At 72.4% G+C, this 17,527-nt stretch carries 14 protein-coding genes; 10 read left to right on the top strand and 4 right to left on the bottom strand.

Annotated features, from left to right (window positions below; translation table 11 throughout):
• Positions 1 to 60: 60 nt before the first annotated feature.
• From IGA62_RS26750 to IGA62_RS26735, 4 genes are read right to left on the bottom strand one after another with little or no spacing between them, the layout of a single operon-like run.
• The gene (locus tag IGA62_RS26750; protein ID WP_145818255.1) at positions 61 to 921 is read right to left on the bottom strand and encodes an SDR family NAD(P)-dependent oxidoreductase; all 861 of its coding nucleotides are present in this window, start codon (positions 919 to 921) and stop codon (positions 61 to 63) included.
• Positions 918 to 1,760 (bottom strand): amidohydrolase family protein, encoded by an 843-nt coding sequence (locus IGA62_RS26745; RefSeq protein WP_145818257.1) that lies wholly within the window; start codon positions 1,758 to 1,760, stop codon positions 918 to 920. Before IGA62_RS26745 ends, IGA62_RS26750 begins: the two co-directional genes overlap by 4 nt.
• Entirely contained in the window at positions 1,757 to 2,944 is a 1,188-nt protein-coding gene (locus tag IGA62_RS26740) for a mandelate racemase/muconate lactonizing enzyme family protein (protein WP_145818259.1), read from the bottom strand. Before IGA62_RS26740 ends, IGA62_RS26745 begins: the two co-directional genes overlap by 4 nt.
• Positions 2,944 to 4,323, bottom strand: a complete 1,380-nt coding sequence (locus IGA62_RS26735) for an aspartate aminotransferase family protein (protein ID WP_145818261.1) — start codon at positions 4,321 to 4,323, stop codon at positions 2,944 to 2,946. Before IGA62_RS26735 ends, IGA62_RS26740 begins: the two co-directional genes overlap by 1 nt.
• 265 nt (positions 4,324 to 4,588) lie before the next feature.
• Between IGA62_RS26735 and IGA62_RS26730 the strand changes: the two genes are divergently transcribed.
• The 10 genes from IGA62_RS26730 (at position 4,589) to IGA62_RS26685 (ending at position 17,506) form a co-directional block, all read left to right on the top strand.
• On the top strand, positions 4,589 to 5,404 hold the full coding sequence (locus tag IGA62_RS26730) for an IclR family transcriptional regulator (RefSeq protein WP_145818263.1): 816 nt from the start codon (positions 4,589 to 4,591) through the stop codon (positions 5,402 to 5,404).
• Positions 5,405 to 5,686: 282 nt separating this feature from the next.
• Complete coding sequence (locus IGA62_RS26725) at positions 5,687 to 7,774, top strand: hypothetical protein (RefSeq protein ID WP_198501127.1); 2,088 nt, start codon at positions 5,687 to 5,689, stop codon at positions 7,772 to 7,774.
• Positions 7,775 to 7,812: 38 nt separating this feature from the next.
• Entirely contained in the window at positions 7,813 to 9,999 is a 2,187-nt protein-coding gene (locus tag IGA62_RS26720) for a peptidase C14 (protein ID WP_186499847.1), read from the top strand.
• Between the two features lie 29 nt (positions 10,000 to 10,028).
• Positions 10,029 to 11,291: a Gfo/Idh/MocA family protein gene (locus IGA62_RS26715; protein WP_232624788.1), complete on the top strand. Its 1,263-nt coding sequence runs from the start codon at positions 10,029 to 10,031 to the stop codon at positions 11,289 to 11,291.
• Positions 11,292 to 11,312: 21 nt separating this feature from the next.
• A complete protein-coding gene (locus IGA62_RS26710) occupies positions 11,313 to 12,551 on the top strand; it encodes an ABC transporter substrate-binding protein (RefSeq protein ID WP_145818265.1) in 1,239 nt (412 codons plus the stop codon).
• A gap of 95 nt (positions 12,552 to 12,646) precedes the next feature.
• Positions 12,647 to 13,549 (top strand): carbohydrate ABC transporter permease, encoded by a 903-nt coding sequence (locus tag IGA62_RS26705; RefSeq protein WP_145818267.1) that lies wholly within the window; start codon positions 12,647 to 12,649, stop codon positions 13,547 to 13,549.
• On the top strand, positions 13,546 to 14,445 hold the full coding sequence (locus IGA62_RS26700) for a carbohydrate ABC transporter permease (RefSeq protein ID WP_145818270.1): 900 nt from the start codon (positions 13,546 to 13,548) through the stop codon (positions 14,443 to 14,445). Before IGA62_RS26705 ends, IGA62_RS26700 begins: the two co-directional genes overlap by 4 nt.
• 5 nt (positions 14,446 to 14,450) lie before the next feature.
• The gene (locus IGA62_RS26695; protein ID WP_145818272.1) at positions 14,451 to 15,473 is read left to right on the top strand and encodes an NAD-dependent epimerase/dehydratase family protein; all 1,023 of its coding nucleotides are present in this window, start codon (positions 14,451 to 14,453) and stop codon (positions 15,471 to 15,473) included.
• Position 15,474: 1 nt separating this feature from the next.
• Positions 15,475 to 16,482: a dihydrodipicolinate synthase family protein gene (locus IGA62_RS26690; RefSeq protein WP_145818274.1), complete on the top strand. Its 1,008-nt coding sequence runs from the start codon at positions 15,475 to 15,477 to the stop codon at positions 16,480 to 16,482.
• Entirely contained in the window at positions 16,466 to 17,506 is a 1,041-nt protein-coding gene (locus IGA62_RS26685; RefSeq protein WP_145818276.1) for a hydroxyacid dehydrogenase, read from the top strand. Before IGA62_RS26690 ends, IGA62_RS26685 begins: the two co-directional genes overlap by 17 nt.
• Positions 17,507 to 17,527 lie beyond the last annotated feature (21 nt).

Here is a 17,527-nt window from a genome sequence, read left to right as displayed (position 1 = left end):
CACAGTAGGGATGCCCGTCAACCTCGCCGGACCGGTGTGGACGGTGCCCGGTGGACGTCGTCAGGTTCCGTCCCGGTCGCCCGGCGGGCCCGCCGTGGGCAGCGTGCTGCGGTACGGCGGCATGAAGCGCAGCCGGGGCATCTGGTCGGCCAGCACTCCGCCGTCCACCACCAGGTGGGTGCCCGTGACGTACCGGCCGGCGTCCGAGGCGAGCAGGAGCAGCGCACCCACACAGTCGGCAGGGGTTCCGTACCCGCCGCGCAGCGGGATGCGCTGGGCCCAGGCCGCCTCGAACGCGGCCCGGTCGAACGGGAACTCCCCGTCGATCGGCGTGGCGATCATGCCGGGGGCGATGGTGTTCGCGGTGATCCCGTGTGGGCCCAGTTCCGCGGCGAGCGACCGGGTGAGCAGCTCCACCGCACCCTTCGAGGCGTTGTAGTGGGCCAGCCCGGCCTCGGCGACCAGGCCGTTCTTGGAGGAGATGTTGACGATCCGGCCGGACACGCCGTCGGCGATCATGTGCTCGGCGACCCGCTGGGCGCAGAAGAAGACGGCGTCCACGTTGACCCGCATCAGCTCCCGCCAGCCGGCCACGGTGATCTCGTTGAAGTGCTCCAGCCGGGCGACCCCGGCGTTGTTGACCAGGATGTGCAGCGGGCCGTGGGCGGCCCGCAGGTCGTCCACCCAGCCGGCGATCACCTCGGTGTCGGCCAGGTCGAACGGGTGCCGGTGGGCGGCCCGACCGAAGCCGGTGACCTGCTCGGCGACCGGACCGAGGTCCACCCCGGGCCGGTCGACCAGGACCAGGTCGGCCCCGGCGGCGGCCAGGCCGGCGGCGAACGCGGCCCCGAGCCCCCGGGCCGCCCCGGTGACGACGGCGAGCCGGCCGGTGAGATCGAACGAGGGCGGTACGGCGGTCATCGCAGCCCCAGCAGGTCGAGCGACGGACGGTGGATGAGCTGTTCGATCTGGTCGACGTCGAGCGGGTCCAGGCCCGGGATGCCGGGCACCCGGCCCACCCGGCGCAGCCCCTCGACGGAGGCGTCGACGGTGGTGAACGGGTAGTCGCTGCCGAACAACAGCTTGGGCCACACCCCGTAGTCCTGCACCAGGCGCAGGCTGTGCCAGAGCTGGAACGGCCGGTAGTGCAGGGCGGAGACGTCGGCGTAGACGTACCGGTGCTTGCGGATCACCGCGATGCACTCCCCCTCGTACGGGTGGCCGAGGTGGGCCAGGACCATCCGCAGCTCGGGGTGGCGGATGGCCACCTCGTCCAGGTGCACCGGCAGCGCGTAGCGCAGGGGCGCGGTGGAGACGAAGGTGGTGCCGGTGTGCACCAGCAGCGGCAGGCCGTGCCGTTCGGCGTAGGCGTACAGGTCGTCGTACGCCGGGTCGGCGGGGTCGAAGCCGGCGTACATCGGCATCAGCTTGATGCCGCGCAGGCCGAGGTCCCGGTGCCCGTGCTCCAGTTCGTCGCGCCAGCCGGGCTGGGTCGGGTCCAGGGCGAGGTAGCCGATCAGCCGTTCCGGCTGGGCGGCCACGTACGCCGCCACCGCCGCGTCGTCGACCCAGAGGCCCGAGCGGCGGGCCTTGCCACCGACCACGACGGTACGGGTGCCGGCGGGTGCGGTGGCCGCGTACTCCGACCACCGCACCGTCAGGTCGACCTCGCCGCCGTGCGCCCGGGACGCCTCGGCGGCGAACGGGTCGCCGACGTGCTCCGGGCAGTCGAACAGGTGCGAGTGCACGTCGACGATCATCGCCGGTCCCGCTTCTCCCAGCCCTCGGCGAACATGTTCCAGAAACCGTGGCTCGGCGGGTGCTCGGCGAAGACCTCGTCGACGAGTTCGACCCCGAGACCCGGGGCGGTGGGGAGGGCGACGTGCCCGTCCACCACCGGCAGGGCACCCCGGACGGCTTCGAAGACATAGTCCTCCAGCAGCCCGTCGAAGGTCTCCAGGATCGTGAAGTTGGGCATGCCGAGCACGGCGTGCACCGACGCGGTGGTGCACAGCGGTGAGTTGGAGTTGTGCGGGGCGACCAGCATGGCGTGCTGGTCGGCGATGGCCGCGAGCTTGCGGACCTCGGTGAACCCACCCGCCATCGACAGGTCCGGCTGGATGATGTCCACCGCGTTCGTGGCGAACAGCCGGGCGTACTCGTAGCGGTTGTGGAAGTGCTCCCCACCGGAGATCGGCATGGTCGCCCGGGCGCGCAACTCGGCGTAGCGCTCGATGTGCGTCCAGGGCAGCGGCTCCTCGAACCACCCGAGGTCGAACGGGGCCAGTTCGCGCACCAGTCGGGACGCGGTGGGCATGGCGAACCGGGCGTGCCCCTCGACGAAGAGGTCCACGTCGGGGCCGACCGCGTCCCGGACGGCGGCCACGATGTCGACCGACCGGCGCAGTTCGGTGCGGGACAGCTCGCCCAGTCCGGCGCCGAAGGGGTCGAACTTGAGCGCGGTGTACCCCTTGGCGACGGTGGCGACGGCCCGCTCGGCGAACGCGGCCGGCTCCCGGTCGCCGGTGTACCAACCGTTGGCGTAGACCCGGACCCGGCTACGGCACGCGCCGCCGGTCAGCCGGTACGCCGGCACGCCGAGCGCCTTGCCCATCAGGTCGTACAACGCCTGGTCGACGCCGGAGACGACGATCCCGCCGACGTCCCCGCCGCGCAGGAAGTCGCCCTGGTACATCCGCAGCCAGATCTCCTCGACGTCGAACGGGTCGGCGCCGATCAGGTGCCGTCCGGCCATCGCCTCGGTGAGCTGGCAGGTCTCCCGGCCCCGGTACGGGTGGGTGATCTCGCCGACCCCGGTCAGTCCGGCGTCGGTGTGCACCCGCACGTAGGAGAAGTCCCGCCAGGCGGTGCCGAGGGTGAGGGTCTCCACCCGGCTGATCCGGCCGGCCGGCCCGACCGGGCGCGTGGTGTCGACGGTGAGCATCAGGACACCCCCCGGGCCGGGACCGCGCCGCCCATGGTGGCGGTGTTCGCCAGCTCGGTCACCCCGCCGGCCGCGACGGTGTCGCGGACCGCTGCCCGGGTGGCCTCGATCAGGTGGTCGACGTCGGCGTCGGTGTGGGCGTAGGAGACGTGGTTGCGCTTCAGGTTGAGCGGCAACTCGAAGATGCCGTGCTCGGGCATCCGCCGCCGGTAGCCGATGAACATGCCCGCATCGTTGCGCAGCAGGTCGTCGTAGGTACGCGGAACCGGGCCGGACATGAAGTAGCTGACGAAGACCGAGCCGTGACCGGTGACCACCGCCGGGACGTCGAGGTCGGCGAAGACCTCGGTCAGCCCGGCGCGGATCCGCTCGCCGAGCCGGAAGACGTGCTCGTGGACCGGTTCGGCACGCAGCTTGTCGAGGGTGGCCAGCGCGGCGGCCACCACGGCGGGGTGCCCGTTGTAGGTGCCGGCGAAGAAGGCGGGGGCACCGGGGCGGGTGCTGAACAGGTCCATCAGGTCGGCCCGACCGCCGAGCGCGCCGACCGGGTAGCCGTTGGCGATGGCCTTGCCGAGGGTGGTCAGGTCCGGGGTGACGCCACTGATCTTCTGCCAGCCGCCCAGGTCGTGCCGGAAGCCGGTGATCACCTCGTCGAAGACCAGCACGCTGCCGGCGCGGGTGCACTCCTCGCGGAGCGCGACCAGGAAGTCCTGGTCGGGCAGGAGACAGCCGACGTTGTGCGGCACCGGTTCGACGATCACGGCGGCGATGTCCGCGCCGTGCGCGGCGAAGGCCGCCCGGACCTCGGCCACGTCGTTGAACCGCAGCACCAGGGTGGCGTCGAGCACCTCGGGCAGGATGCCGGTGGAAATCGGGTCGGGTCGGCCCACCCGGTCCGGTGCGGAGATGACATTGAGGCTGACCGAGTCGTGCCAGCCGTGGTAACAGCCCTGGAACTTGACCACCAGGCGCCGGCCGGTGGCGGCCCGGGCCACCCGCAGGGCATGGAAGGTGGCCTCGCTGCCGGTGCTGGTCAGCAGGACCCGCTCGATGCTGGGGACCAGTTCGGCCAGCGCCTCGGCGAGCTGCACCTCGCCCTCGGTGACGGCCAGGCCGCACAGGTCGAGCCGTTGCCCGACCTCGGCCACCGCGGCGTTGACGTCGGGGTCGTTGTGTCCGAGCAGGGGTGGGCCGAAGGCCGCGTGGTAGTCGGTGTACGCCCGCCCGTCCGCGTCCCAGAAACGCGCACCGGCGGCCCGGGTGATCACCAGGTCGGTGAGGCCGGGGATGCTGCGCTGCCCGCTGTTGACGCCTCCGGGAATGACCCGGCGGGCGCGCTCGGCGAGCAAGGTACCGGACGGGGCCGATCGTGGATTCACACCTTCTCCTCATCGGTGCGGTGCCGTGACCCAGCCCGGTCACGACACCGCGGTGTTGTCCGCCGCGAGAGGAACACTTGTCAAAATCTCAGAACACTGTTCGGCAGTACCAAACGATGTTCGGCATATTAGGCACGAGAATTCCGCATGGTCAACCGGGAGGGACCAGATTTCCCGAACAACTTTGTTACGCTGTTCGGCCTTGACGAACACTCGCGGCCATACTGGCCGAACACCCTCCGACCCGCTGACCGAAGAGAGGACCATGACCGTCACCGAAGAAACGGACGGCTCCCGCTACCTGGTGCGCAGCGTCAGCCGTGCGGCCGAGGTGCTGGAGGCGCTCGCCGCCGCCACCCCCGGCCACGGCATGAGCGTCACCGACGTGGCCCGGGCCTGCGGACTGTCCAAGAGCGCCGCCTTCGCCACCCTGCACACCCTCTGCCAGCACGGACTGGCCGCGGACGACGGCGAGGGGATGAACCGGCGCTACCGCCTCGGCATGGCCCTGGCCCGGCTCGGGGTCCGCGCGCAGGAGCAGCTCTCGCTGCGCGACATCGCCCGCCCGGTGCTCGCCGCCCTGACCCGCCAGACCGGGCTCACCTCCCGGCTGGCCGTGCCCGAGGGGGCGCACGCGGTCGTCATCGACCAGGTCAGCAACGGTGAGCGGATCCAGATCGAGCTGCGGATGGGCACCCGGGAACTCCCGCACTGCACCGGGCTCGGCAAGGCGCTGCTGGCCGAGACGTCCGCGCCGCAGGTCCGCGAGCTGATCGAGCGGGTCGGCCTGCCCCGGCGGACCGATCACACCATCACCGACCTGGAGTCGCTCCTGGCTCACCTCGACGACGTCCGGCAGGCCGGCTACGCGCTCGACGACGAGGAGGACGCCGAGGGCGTGTTCTGCATCGGCAGCGCGCTGCGCGACCACACCGGGGCCTGCTCCGGGGCGATCAGCGTGACCGGGCTCAAGCTCGCTCTGCCCAGCTGGCGCTACCAGGAGCTGGGTCGACAGGTTCGACAGGCCGCCGAGGAGATCTCCGTACGCCTCGGCCACGCCGGACCACCCCTGGCCTCTTGACACCTGGTTCACCAGCTGTTTAACGTCACCGCCAACGTCACGACCTGCGGGTCGTGACGGGTCGGGGCCCAGGTCACGACCACTCTCGGGCGAACATGCTGACGCCCGCCGCGCCGCAGCCCCGGCGCCGGGCCGTACGGTCAGCAGCTCCGCCGCCTGCGCGCCTCGCGCGTTTGCCCGACCTTCCCCCGCCCTGCGGCGCTTCCCCGCGCCGGACGGGCACCCCCGCACCGCCGGACGGCGACGCCGTCGTCCGCTGGACCGCGAAGGTTGAGGCTCCCCATGGGTCAACCCGATTCGTCCGTGCTCGCCCGCCCACCCGTGCTCCAGGTCGACACCATCGCCGACCTGCGCCGACTCACCCCCGCCGACCTGACCGCCCGGACCCTGGTGCGGGTCGCCGGTTACCGCAGCCCCGGCGACGGGGGCGGCTCCCTGCTGCGCTGGTCGCCGACCAGCACCGCCGCCACGAACGGCGGCACCGTGCACGACCCGTACGGTCGGAGCACCGGCCGCTGGCTGGCCGTGCACGACGGGGTCGGCGACTTCCGGATGTTCGGCGTCCTCGGTCGGGACACCCCCGCCGACGCCGCGCTGGACGCGATGGTCACCGATCCCACGATCCACCGGATCGAGGCCCACACCGACCTGCGCTTCGTCAAGCGGCACACCTTCGGCCGCAGCGACATCGAGCTGGACTTCGGCGGGCACACGGTGCACACCGACGGCATCGAGCGCAACACCCACGACAATCCGTTCGGCGCGGTGCTCTACTTCCGGGGCAAGGTCACCGACACGGTCGTCACCCACACCCTCACCGAGACGGTGCCGGAACTCACCGACGTCTTCGAGGTGCCGGACTCCGGCCGGTTCGCCGTCGGGCAGTGGTGGACCGCCACCAGCAACGCCCTCACCGGCCTCGACGAGCGGGACCTGCAGAGGATGGTGCAGGTCACCCAAATCGTGGACGGCCGGCACATCCGGGTGAACTACCTCAACGGCTGGGAACTCGCCCCCGGACGCACCGTCACCTGGCGGCGGGTCGAACCGGTGCAGCGCGCCCACGTCCGCAACATGGTCTTCCTCGGCCACGTCGCGTTCACCGGCGAGTACCCCGGCTCCGGACCGGACGACCGGGAGTACAGCGGCTCCCACCCGATCGCCTACGAGTACGCGGTGCGCTGCGACGTCTCCGGCATCGACGCCACCGGCACCTGGTGGCCGGTGATCATGCGACGCTGGTGCACCCACTTCACCACCGCGAACTGCACCCTGAAGAACCCGCCGACCGTCATGTACGGCGGCGCGGGCTACCTCACCCAGCAGATCTACTGCCTCTACGGGCACATCGTGGACTGCCGCAGCTCCAACGCCCGGCACCTCAACGACCTGACCGCCTCGGCGTACTGCCTGGTGGAGAACTGTCACGGCGACGGCGACGACGCCGGCGGCAACCCCTTCACCACCCACGGCCAGTACGAGCACGACCTCGTCTTCACCGGCTGCTCCGGACTGATGGACATCGCCAACAGCGGTGGGCAGTGGGGCATCAGCGCCAAGCGGATCACCATCCGCCGGCACGTCTGCTCCTGGTTCGTCGCCGGCACGAAGATCACCGACCTGACCCTGGAGGACGTCCGGGTGATCGCCCGGTCGACCTTCGACCCGGCCGGCACCCTCCAGGTCAACGCCGACGGCGTCCAGATGCGCGGCTGCTCGGCGCGGACCCTGAGCATCGCCCAACGGTCCACCCGCTCCCGCCGACCCAACATCATCGCCGACTGCGACTTCGACCAGCCCGCCGGCACGGTGGTCGTGCAGACCCCGGTGAGCAACCCGGTGCACTTCGTCCGGACCACCTTCCGGGGGCTCGACGGAGCGATCCTGCGCGGATCCGGGCCGGTGCACCTCACCGACTGCACGCTGACCGGCAGCCCGACCGCCGCCCCGCTGAGCGTCGGCGCGGCCGAGGTGGTGGTGACCGGCGGCACGCTGACCGACACCGGCATCGAACTCACCGCCCTGCGCGACCAGCGCCTGGTGCTCGACGGCGGCGCCGTGGTCACCGGCACCAACTCCCGGGGCGCGCTGCTCGGCCGGGCCGCCGGCCCCGGGCAGGTCCGCGTCGAACTGGGCGACTACCACAGCACCGCGGCGGACGCGCGGACCGCGCACGTGCGCCTCGACACCGGCGTCAACCGGTACCGGGCGGTCGGCTCCCGGTTCACCGGCGGACGTCTGGTGCTCACCCCGGCGGGCTTCGGCACGCCGTCGACGCTGCTGCACACGAGGTGCGTCGAGGAGGGGGTCGAACGGGAGCTGCCCGCCGACTCCCCGCGCGTCGCCACCGGCGACAACCTCGTCCACTGACCGCCCCCGGCTCCCCCGCCCGTAGGAAGAGAAACCCCATGGAACGCTCCGAACCGACCACCCGCCGGGTCCTGCTCCGCGCCTCCGGTCTCGGCGGTCTCGCCCTCGCCGGCACCGCGCTGGCCCTCTCCCCCACCCCGGCGGCCTCCGCCGCCCCCACCGAGCCGGGCACCGGGGCCACCCCGCTGAGCCCGGGCCTCGACGCGGTCTTCCACGTCCCCACCGTCGCCGCCCTGCTCGGCCTGGACCCGAAGCAGGTCGACGACGGCCAACTGGTGCACGTCGACGGCCACCACGCCGCCGGGGACGGCGGCGCCCGCCTGGTCCGCTGGGCCGCCATCAGCACCGCGACCGCCAACGGCGGCACCGTGCTCAGCCCGTACGGCGACCGGCCGGGCACCGGACGCTGGCTCCAGGTGCACGACGGGGTCGTCGAGTTCCGGCACTTCGGGATCTTCGACCCGACGACCCCGGCCGACGCCGCTCTCGACGCCATGGTGAACGACCCGACGGTGCACCGCATCGAGGCCCACTCCGACCTGCACTTCGTCAAGCGGCACCGGTTCACCCGCAGCGACCTGGTGCTCGACTTCGGCGGGCACACCATGTCGACCAAGGGCATCGAGGACGCCGGGCGGGACGACCCGTTCGCCGCCGTGCTCTTCTTCCGGGGCACCGTCACCGACCAGGTGCACACCCACAAACTGACCGAGGTGGTCCGGGAGGGCTGGGACTCGTTCCAGGTCGGTGACTCGTCGGCCTTCGCCGTCGGGCAGTGGTACGCCGTCGAGGTCAACCAGCTCGCCGGCCGCTGGGAGAAGGAACTCCAGAAGCTGGTCCAGGTCACCCAGATCGTCGACGGCACGCACATCCGGATCAACTACAAGAACGGCTGGGAACTGGCCGCCGGCCGGACGCTGACCTGGACCCGGGTCGAACCGGTCAGTCGGGTGCACGTGCACAACCTGGTGTTCACCGGCAACGGCGGGGACCAGTACACCGGCTCGCACCCGCTGGCCTACGAGTACGCGGTGCACTGCGACGCCACCGACATCGACGCCACCGGCTCCTTCTGGCCGGTGATCATGCGGCGCTGGGCCACCTACTTCCACACCGCCCGGTGCACCCTGACCAACCCCACCTCGGTCACCTGGGGCGGCGCCGGCTACCTCACCCAGCAGATCTACTGCCTCTACGGGCATGTCGAGGACTGCCGCACCTCCAACGCCCGGCACCTCAACGACTGGACCGCCTCGGCCTACTGCTACGTCACCAACTGCCACGGCGACGGCGACGACCAGGGACCGTTCGTCACCCACGGGCAGTACGAGCACGACCTGGTCTACACCGGCAACTCCGGGCTGATGACCTTCGCCAACTCCGGCGCGGCCTGGGGCTCGGCAGCCAAGCGGATCACCGTCCGCAAGCACGTCTGCTCCTGGTTCGTGGCCCGGGTGAAGGTCACCGACCTGACCCTGGAGGACGTCCAGGTGATCCGCAAGGACGGCCTGGCCGGCTCCGGCATGATCTGGGTCAACGCCGACGGGATCCAGATGCGCGGCTGCTCCGCCGACGACACATTGATCATCTCGCAGGCGTCCAGCCGGTCCGGGCGGCCCAACACCATCGAGGGCTGCACGTTCCGGCTCGCCACCCGGGCCACCTCGGTGGTGCAGGCGAACGTCACCGTGCCCGTGCACCTGGTGCGGACCACGATCACCGGACTGGACGGGCACACCTTCGACGGCACCGGGGCGCTGCACCTGACCGACGTGACCCTGACCGGCGCGGCCGGGGCCGCCCCGATCGTGGTCAAGGCCGCCGAGACGCGGATCTCCGGCGGCACGCTGACCGACACCGGGATCCGGCTGGCCGGCACCGCCGACCAGCGACTCACCGTCGGCGGCGGGGCGGTGCTACGCGGCACCAATGCCGCGAAGGCGCTGCTCAGCCGGGGTGCGGCCACCGGTACGGTGCGCTGGGAGCTGGGCGGATACCTCAGCGTGGCCGCCGACGCGGACACCGCGCACGTGGTGGTCGAGTCCGGGCGGAACCGGTACTCGGCGGTCGGCACGCAGTTCAGCGGCGGACGGCTGCGGCTGACCGACGCCGGCTTCGGTGAGGGTTCCTACCTGCACCACACCGGCTGCGTCGAGGAGGACGTCGACCGGACGCTGCCCGCCGCCGGGCCGCGGATCCGCGACGCCGGCAACCTGACCGTCTGACCAACCGACCCGCAGCGAGGAGGAGCGACGTGCCGCAGCAGGACCGACCGGTGACCGTGGCGCTGGTGGGCGCCGGCAACCGGGGCCAGACGTACGCACGCTGGGTGGCCGCCCACCCGGAGCGGGTGCGGCTGGTCGCGGTCGCCGACCCGCGTGCGCACCAGCGGTCCCTGGTCACCGCCGCGCACGCGGACGCCGTCGGGTTCGCCGACTGGCGGGACCTGCTGGCGGCCGGGGTGGCCGCGGACGCGGTGATCGTCGCCACCCAGGACCGGGCGCACGTGGAGCCGGCGGTCGCGTTCGCCGCCGCCGGCCACCACCTGCTGGTGGAGAAGCCCCTCGCCCCGACGGCCGACGAGTGCCGGCGGATCGTCGACGCGGTCCGCGCCACCGGGGTGCTCTTCGCGGTCTGCCACGTGCTGCGCTACACCCCCTACACCGACCTGGTGAAACAGGTGGCCGACAGTGGGGTGCTCGGCGAGATCGTCAGCGTGCAGCACCTGGAGCCGGTCGGCTGGTGGCACTTCGCCCACTCGTACGTGCGCGGACCCTGGCGGCGGGAGGACCTGGCCACCCCGATGCTGCTGGCCAAGTCCAGCCACGACCTGGACTGGCTGAGCTACGTCACCGGCCGCCGGATCGAGCGGGTGTCCAGCTTCGGCGGCCTGCGGCACTTCCGCCCCGACCAGCGCCCGGCCGGCGCCACCGACCGATGTCTGACCTGCCCGGTGGAGCCGACCTGCCCGTACTCGGCACCGAAGCTCTACCTGCCGACGCTGCGCGAACGCGGGCCGATCTGGCCGGTCAGCGTGGTCACCGACGGCACCGACGAACCGGCGCTGCTCGACGCGCTGCGCACCGGCCCGTACGGGCGCTGCGTCTACTCCTGCGACAACGACGTCGTCGACCACCAGGTGGTGGCGATGGAGCTGACCGGCGGGCTGACCGCCACCTTCACCGTCACCGCCTTCACCGAACAGACCCACCGGCAGACCCGGCTGTTCGGCACCCACGGCACGCTCACCGGCGACGGCGAGCGGGTCCGGGTGCACGACTTCCGCACCGACCGGATCGAGCAGATCGACGCCGGCACGGTCGGCGGCGCCACCGCCGCCGACGACCACGGTGGTGGCGACAGCGGCGTGATGGACGCCTTCGTCCGCGCCGTGGCCACCGGCGACGGCCACCACATCCGGTCCGGACTGGACGAGTCACTCGCCAGTCACCTCGCGGTCTTCGCCGCCGAGACGGCCCGGCACACCGGCACGGTCGTGACCGTGCCCGCGCACTGACACCCAGAGAGGACGAGACAGATGCGAGTACGCAGGTTCGCGCCGGTCGCGGTCGCCGCACTGCTGACCGGGCTGGTCGCCGCGTGCGGCGGCGGCGACGGCGCCGGGAGCGACGAGAAGCAGACCGTCACCATGTGGATCTACCCGGTGATCCCCGACGAGGCCACCCACCGGGGCTTCTGGGACCAGCAGGTCTCCGCGTTCCGGGACAAGCACCCGAACATCGAGGTGAAGGTGGAGATCTTCCCGTGGGCGAAGCGGGAGGAGTCGCTGACCACGGCGATCGCGGGCGGCAAGGGGCCGGACGTGGTGTACCTGATCCCGGACCAGCTCGGGAAGTTCCACAACGTGATCGAGCCGGTCGACGGGCACCTGCCCGACGACGCCAAGGCCGACTACCTGGACAACGTCCGCGCCGCCGTCACCCTCGACGGCAAGATGCTCGGCGCGCCGATCCTGACCAGCAGCAACCCGCTGATGTGCAACGCGAAGGTGTTCACCGCGGCCGGGGTCACCGCGTACCCGAAGACCTGGGCCGACCTGCTCGCCCTCGCGCCCACCTTCAAGGCCAAGGGCTTCGACGTCACGAACTACTACGCCGACCCGAGCGCCACCCTGAACCAGTCGTTCTACCCCCTGCTCTGGCAGGCCGGTGGGGACGTGTTCAGCGCCGACGGGAAGTCGGTGGCCTTCGACGGGCCGGAGGGGGTCCGGGCGTTGACCTTCCTCAAGCAGCTCGTCGACGGCGGGTACGTGCAGAAGGACCTGATCACCAGCATCCCGGCCTTCGAGCAGACCAACGTCGCCAAGAACAAGGTCGCCTGCACCTGGCAGCACGTCCCGGCCGACGTCGAGCAGTTCTGGGGTAAGGAGAACATCAAGATCTTCCCGCCGCTGGCCGAGGCGAAGAGCGTCGGGTACGGCACCGTCGGCAGCCTGTCGATCCTCAAGGCCAGCAAGGCCAAGAAGGCCGCCGGCGAGTGGGTCGGCTTCGTCACCGACCCCAAGGTGGCCACCGCCTACGACAAGCAGGCCAACTACTTCTCGGCGAAGAAGTCCGCCGGCCCGCTCTACGCCGACGACCCGGCGCGCAGCGCGATGGAGCAGACCCTGACCAGCACCACCGTCGGCACGCTGCACGAGAAGAGCCGTGAGGTGATGGGCGTGCTGGCCCCGGAGATCCAGGCCGCGCTGATCGGCAAGAAGACCCCCGAGCAGGCACTCACCGACGCGGCCAAGGCCGCCGACGCGCTGCTCTGACCCGTCGACACGGTCCGCCGCCGGTTCTCACCGGCGGCGGGCCGCACGGCACCGGCCGGGCCGGTCGGTGCCGGACCCGAGACAAGGAGGACGAGATGGCCGTACCGGCACAGGTGGTGGCCCGACGGTCCCGGCGGGTGGTCGCGCGGCGCGAGGCCCGCTGGGGCCTGCTCTTCGTCCTGCCCGCGTTCCTGCTCTTCCTGGCCTTCCGCTTCGGCCCGGCCATCGCCGGGCTGGTACTCGGCTTCATGGAGTACACCATCGGCGGCGAGGCCGAATGGACCGGCCTGGAGAACGCCCGCCGACTGGTCGACGATCCGGTGTTCTGGCAGTCGCTGCGGGTGACCGTCGTCTACACCCTGCTCTACGTGCCGCTGACCGTGGTCACCTCGGTCGGACTCGCGCTGCTGGTCCGCCGGGGCTTCCGGGCCGTGGGGTTCTTCCGGTCGGTGTTCTTCCTGCCGGTGGTCACGAGTCTGGTGCTGGTCGCGACGATCTTCGCCTGGGTGTTCTCCGCCGAGGGACCCTGGTCGCGGATCCTGGGCTGGCTGGGCCTGCCCGACGAGTCGTGGCTCGCCTCCAGCACGCTGGTGCTGCCGGCGCTGGCGCTGGTGGGGGTCTGGTCGCACTTCGGCTACGGCATGCTGATCGTGCTGGCCCGCCTCCAGGACCTGCCCCGCGAGCAGGAGGAGGCGGCGCTGACCGACGGCGCCGGTCCGTGGCAACGGTTCCGCTGGATCGTGCTGCCGCAGCTCAAGCCGGTGCTGTTCTTCCTGCTGGTGATCGAGACGACCGCCTCGTTCCAGGTCTTCGACCTGGTCTACGCGATGACCGGTGGCGGCCCCGCCCGGGGCAGCTACACGCTCGTCATGGCCCTCTACGACCAGGGCTTCAAATACTTCGACCTCGGCTACGCCAGTGCGATCGGGGTGGCCCTGTTCGTGATGACCCTGGTCGTCGCGCTGATCCAACGGCTCGCCCTCGGGAGGGACAAGTGACCGCCACGACCACCACCCCCGCGCCGACCACCCCGACGCCCACCCCATCCGGTCGGCGTCGCCGCGCCTACCGGGCGCTGGAGCCCGGACCCGCCGGCCGGGTGGTGCGGTACGCGCTGCTCGCCGTGGCCAGCGTGGTCACCCTCTTCCCGTTCTACGCGATGGTGGTGCTGAGCCTGAAGCCGGCCGCCGCGATCGAGTTCCCGGCCAGCCTGCTCCCCTGGCCGGTCGACGTCGGCGCGTACCAGGAGGTGCTGGCGTCGCGGAGCATCCTGCGCTGGCTGCTGAACACGACCATCTACTCGGTGGTCAGCGTGGTCGCGGTGCTGCTGCTCGCCGCGATGGCCGGGTACGCCTTCGCCAAGAAGCGGTTCCCCGGCCGGGAGACCATGTTCTGGTCGTTCCTGGCCATGGTGATGGTGCCCTACCACGTCACGCTGATCCCCACGTTCATCCTGATCGCGAAGGCCGGTGGGGTGGACACCTACTGGGGGCTGATCCTGCCCACCCTGGCCAACGCGCAGGCGGTGTTCCTGATGCGGCAGTTCATCGGGGGCCTGCCGGACGAGCTGTTCGAGGCCGCCAAGATCGACGGTGCCTCGGAGTGGCGGACCTTCGTCCGGATCGTGCTGCCGCTGTGCAAGCCGATCCTGGCCACCCTCGGGGTGTTCGTCTTCCTGTGGCACTGGAACGACCTGCTCTGGCCGCTGATCATCGGGCAGAGCGGGGACATGCGCACGCTCACCGTCGGCATCGCCTCCCTCCAGCAGGAGCAGGTGCCGCTCAACGTCATGCTGGCCGGTTCGGTGGTCGCCTTCGTGCCCATCTTCGCCGCGTACCTGGTCGGCCAGCGCTACTTCACCGAGGGCGTCACGATGTCCGGAATCAAGGGTTGAGACGAGTGTTCACGAACGAGAGTGAGTTGGAGGAGCGGCTGGCCCGCCCGTCGGCGGCCCTGGTCGCCGACCTGGCCGGCGGTCGTGGCGACCTGGTGGTGCTCGGCGCCGGCGGCAAGATGGGACCGTCGCTGTGCCGGCTGGCCCGCCGAGGGCTGGACGCCGCCGGCCGCACCGGCGACCGGGTGTACGCGGTGTCCCGCTGGACGGACCGGGCCGCCGCCGAGTCGCTGGCCGGCGACCGCGTCGAGCCGGTGCCGTTCGACCTGCTCGGCGACGCCGACCTGGGCGGGCTGCCGGACGCCACCGACGTGGTCTTCATGGTCGGTGCGAAGTTCGGCACCTCGGCCGCGCCCTACCTGGCCTGGGTGGTCAACGCGGTGCTGCCGGCCGCCGTGGCCCGCCGCTACCCGGCCGCGCGGATCGCCGCGTTCTCCACCGGCAACGTCTACCCGATGGTGCCGGTCGGCTCCGGCGGCTCCGTCGAGACCGACCCGCCCGGCCCGGTCGGCGACTACGCGATGAGCTGCCTCGGCCGGGAGCAGGTCTTCGCGCACGCCGCCGCCACCCGGGGCACCCCGGTCGCGGTGCTCCGGCTCAACTACGCCGTCGACCTGCGCTACGGGGTGCTCGCCGACATCGGGCACGCGGTGCTGGCCGGCGAGCCGGTCGACGTGACCACCGGACACGTCAACGTGGTCTGGCAGGGGTACGCCAACGAGGTGGCGCTGCGGTCGCTGCGGCACGCCACGCCGGAGGTGTTCACCCTCAACCTGACCGGCCCGGAGACCGCGCCGGTGCGGCGGATCGCCGCCCGGATGGGCGAGCGGCTGGGCCGACCGGTCACCCTCACCGGCACCGAGGCGCCCACCGCGCTGCTCAACGACGCCACCCGCTGCCACGCGCTGTTCGGCTACCCGGACGTGCCGCTGGGCACCCTGGTCGACTGGCAGGCCGACTGGCTCGCCGCCGGACTGCCCACCTCCGGCAAGCCGACGAGGTTCGCCGTCCGGGACGGGAGGTTCTGACATGTCCCTGGACCTGCTGCGCGACGGCACGGTGATCCCCGCCCACCCGCTGGCCCTGACCGCCGACCGCCGGCTCGACGAGCGCCGCCAGCGGGCGCTGACCCGCTACTACCTGGCCGCCGGGGCGGGCGGGCTGGCCGTCGGGGTGCACACCACCCAGTTCGCCATCCGGTCGGCCGGGCTGCTGGAGCCGGTGCTCGCCCTGGCCGCCGAGGTGGTCGACGGCGAGGCCGGACGCCCGGTGGTCAAGGTCGCCGGGGCCTGCGGGGACACCGCGCAGGCGGTCGCCGAGGCGGAACTCGCCGCCGGACTGGGCTACCACGCGGTGCTGCTCTCCCCGGTGGTGCCCGGCGCGGACGAGGTCGCCCTGCTGGAGCGGGCGAAGGCAGTCGGCGAGGTGCTGCCGGTGATCGGCTTCTACCTCCAGCCGGCGATCGGCGGGCCCCGCCTGTCGACGGCGTTCTGGCGGGCCTTCGCCGACCTGCCCCCGGTGGTGGCGGTCAAGCTCGCCCCGTTCGACCGGTACCGGACCCTGGAGGCGGTGCGCGGCATCGCCGCCGCCGACCGGGGTGGCGAGGTGGCCCTCTACACCGGCAACGACGACCACATCGTCGGCGACCTGCTCGGCGAGTTCGCCGGCCGGCGGTTCGTCGGCGGGCTGCTCGGCCAGTGGGCGGTCTGGACCCGGGCGGCGGTGGAGCTGTTCGGGCAGGTGCGGGCGGCCCGCGCCGGGGACGCGGCGGCGCTGGCGCTGCTCACCGACCGGGCGGCGGCGGTCACCGACGCCAACGCGGCCGTCTTCGACGCCGCGCACGACTTCCACGGCTGCATCGCCGGGGTGCACGAGGTGCTGCGCCGGCAGGGGCTGCTCGACGGGGTGTGGTGCCTCGACCCGGCCGAGGGGCTCTCCCCCGGCCAGGCCGAGGAGCTGACCCGGGTCGCCGCCGCCTACCCGTGGCTGACCGACGACGAGTTCGTCGCCGCGCACCGCGATGACTGGCTCCGCTGACCGGCCGGGCGGCGCCACCCGCCGTCCGGTCGCCGTGGTGAGCGTGCCGCCGCCGCTGCGCGCCCAGTTCTTCCCGGACCGGGTCGGCGAGCGGCTGGCCGCCGTCGCCGAGTGCACGCTGCTCGACGGGCACACCGTGCTCACCCACCCCGGGCTCGCCCCGGTGCTGGCCCGGGCCGAGGTGCTGGTGACCTCCTGGGGCGTCCCTGCGCTCGACGCGAGCATGCTGGACCGGGCCCCGGCGCTGCGGCTGGTCGCGCACACCGGCGCGTCGGTCAAGCCGTTCGTCACCGACGAGGTCTTCGCCCGGGGCGTCGCGGTCACCCAGGCCGGGCAGGGCATGGCCCGCCCGGTGGCCGAGGTGGCGCTGGCGTTCACCCTGGCCCTGCTGCACCGGCTGCCCCGCTTCGACCACGCCCTGCACACCGGCGCCGAGTGGCACGTCGCCGAGGCCGCCCCGCCCCGGCACGAGCTGCTCGGCTGCCCGGTCGGGGTGGTCGGGGCGTCCCGCACCGGGCGGGCGTACCTGGAACTGGTGCGGCTGCTGGGCGCGGAGGTCGCGGTGGCCGACCCGACCCTGACCCCGGCGGACGCCGCCGCCCTCGGTGCCCGACTGGTCGGGCTGGACGAACTGCTGGCCGGCAGCCGGATCGTGGCGCTGCACGCCCCGACCCTGCCGGAGACCCGGCACCTGATCGGGGCCCGGGAGCTGGCCCTCCTGCCCGACGGCGCGGGGCTGGTCAACACCGCCCGGTCCTGGCTGGTCGACGAGGCGGCGCTGGTCGACGAGCTGACCTCCGGCCGGATCGACGCGGCGCTGGACGTGTTCGACGACGAACCGCTGCCGGTCGGGCACCCGCTGCGTTCGCTGCCGAACGTGCTGCTCACCCCGCACCAGGCGGCCGGCACGGTGCAGGGCCGCCGCCGGCAGGGCGAGATCGTGGTGGACGAGATCGTCCGGTACGCCACGGGCCGGCCCCTGGCCCACGCGGTGACGCCCGACCTGCTCGCCCGGATGGGCTGAAACACGAGGAGGAACACCATC

Origin of the sequence: Micromonospora sagamiensis (genome assembly GCF_014680085.1) — a bacterium.
In the GTDB taxonomy this organism is placed as follows: Bacteria; Actinomycetota; Actinomycetes; order Mycobacteriales; family Micromonosporaceae; genus Micromonospora; species Micromonospora inyonensis.
This window is presented reverse-complemented; position numbering and strand designations above follow the sequence as displayed.

Excerpts from the sequence above, each read along its gene's own strand:
- IGA62_RS26750 (WP_145818255.1), bottom strand. The coding sequence starts at position 921 with ATGACCGCCGTACCGCCCTCGTTCGATCTCACCGGCCGGCTCGCCGTC.
- IGA62_RS26745 (WP_145818257.1), bottom strand. The coding sequence starts at position 1,760 with ATGATCGTCGACGTGCACTCGCACCTGTTCGACTGCCCGGAGCACGTC.
- IGA62_RS26740 (WP_145818259.1), bottom strand. The coding sequence starts at position 2,944 with ATGCTCACCGTCGACACCACGCGCCCGGTCGGGCCGGCCGGCCGGATC.
- IGA62_RS26730 (WP_145818263.1), top strand. The coding sequence starts at position 4,589 with ATGACCGTCACCGAAGAAACGGACGGCTCCCGCTACCTGGTGCGCAGC.
- IGA62_RS26725 (WP_198501127.1), top strand. The coding sequence starts at position 5,687 with ATGGGTCAACCCGATTCGTCCGTGCTCGCCCGCCCACCCGTGCTCCAG.
- IGA62_RS26720 (WP_186499847.1), top strand. The coding sequence starts at position 7,813 with ATGGAACGCTCCGAACCGACCACCCGCCGGGTCCTGCTCCGCGCCTCC.
- IGA62_RS26710 (WP_145818265.1), top strand. The coding sequence starts at position 11,313 with ATGCGAGTACGCAGGTTCGCGCCGGTCGCGGTCGCCGCACTGCTGACC.
- IGA62_RS26705 (WP_145818267.1), top strand. The coding sequence starts at position 12,647 with ATGGCCGTACCGGCACAGGTGGTGGCCCGACGGTCCCGGCGGGTGGTC.
- IGA62_RS26690 (WP_145818274.1), top strand. The coding sequence starts at position 15,475 with ATGTCCCTGGACCTGCTGCGCGACGGCACGGTGATCCCCGCCCACCCG.
- IGA62_RS26685 (WP_145818276.1), top strand. The coding sequence starts at position 16,466 with ATGACTGGCTCCGCTGACCGGCCGGGCGGCGCCACCCGCCGTCCGGTC.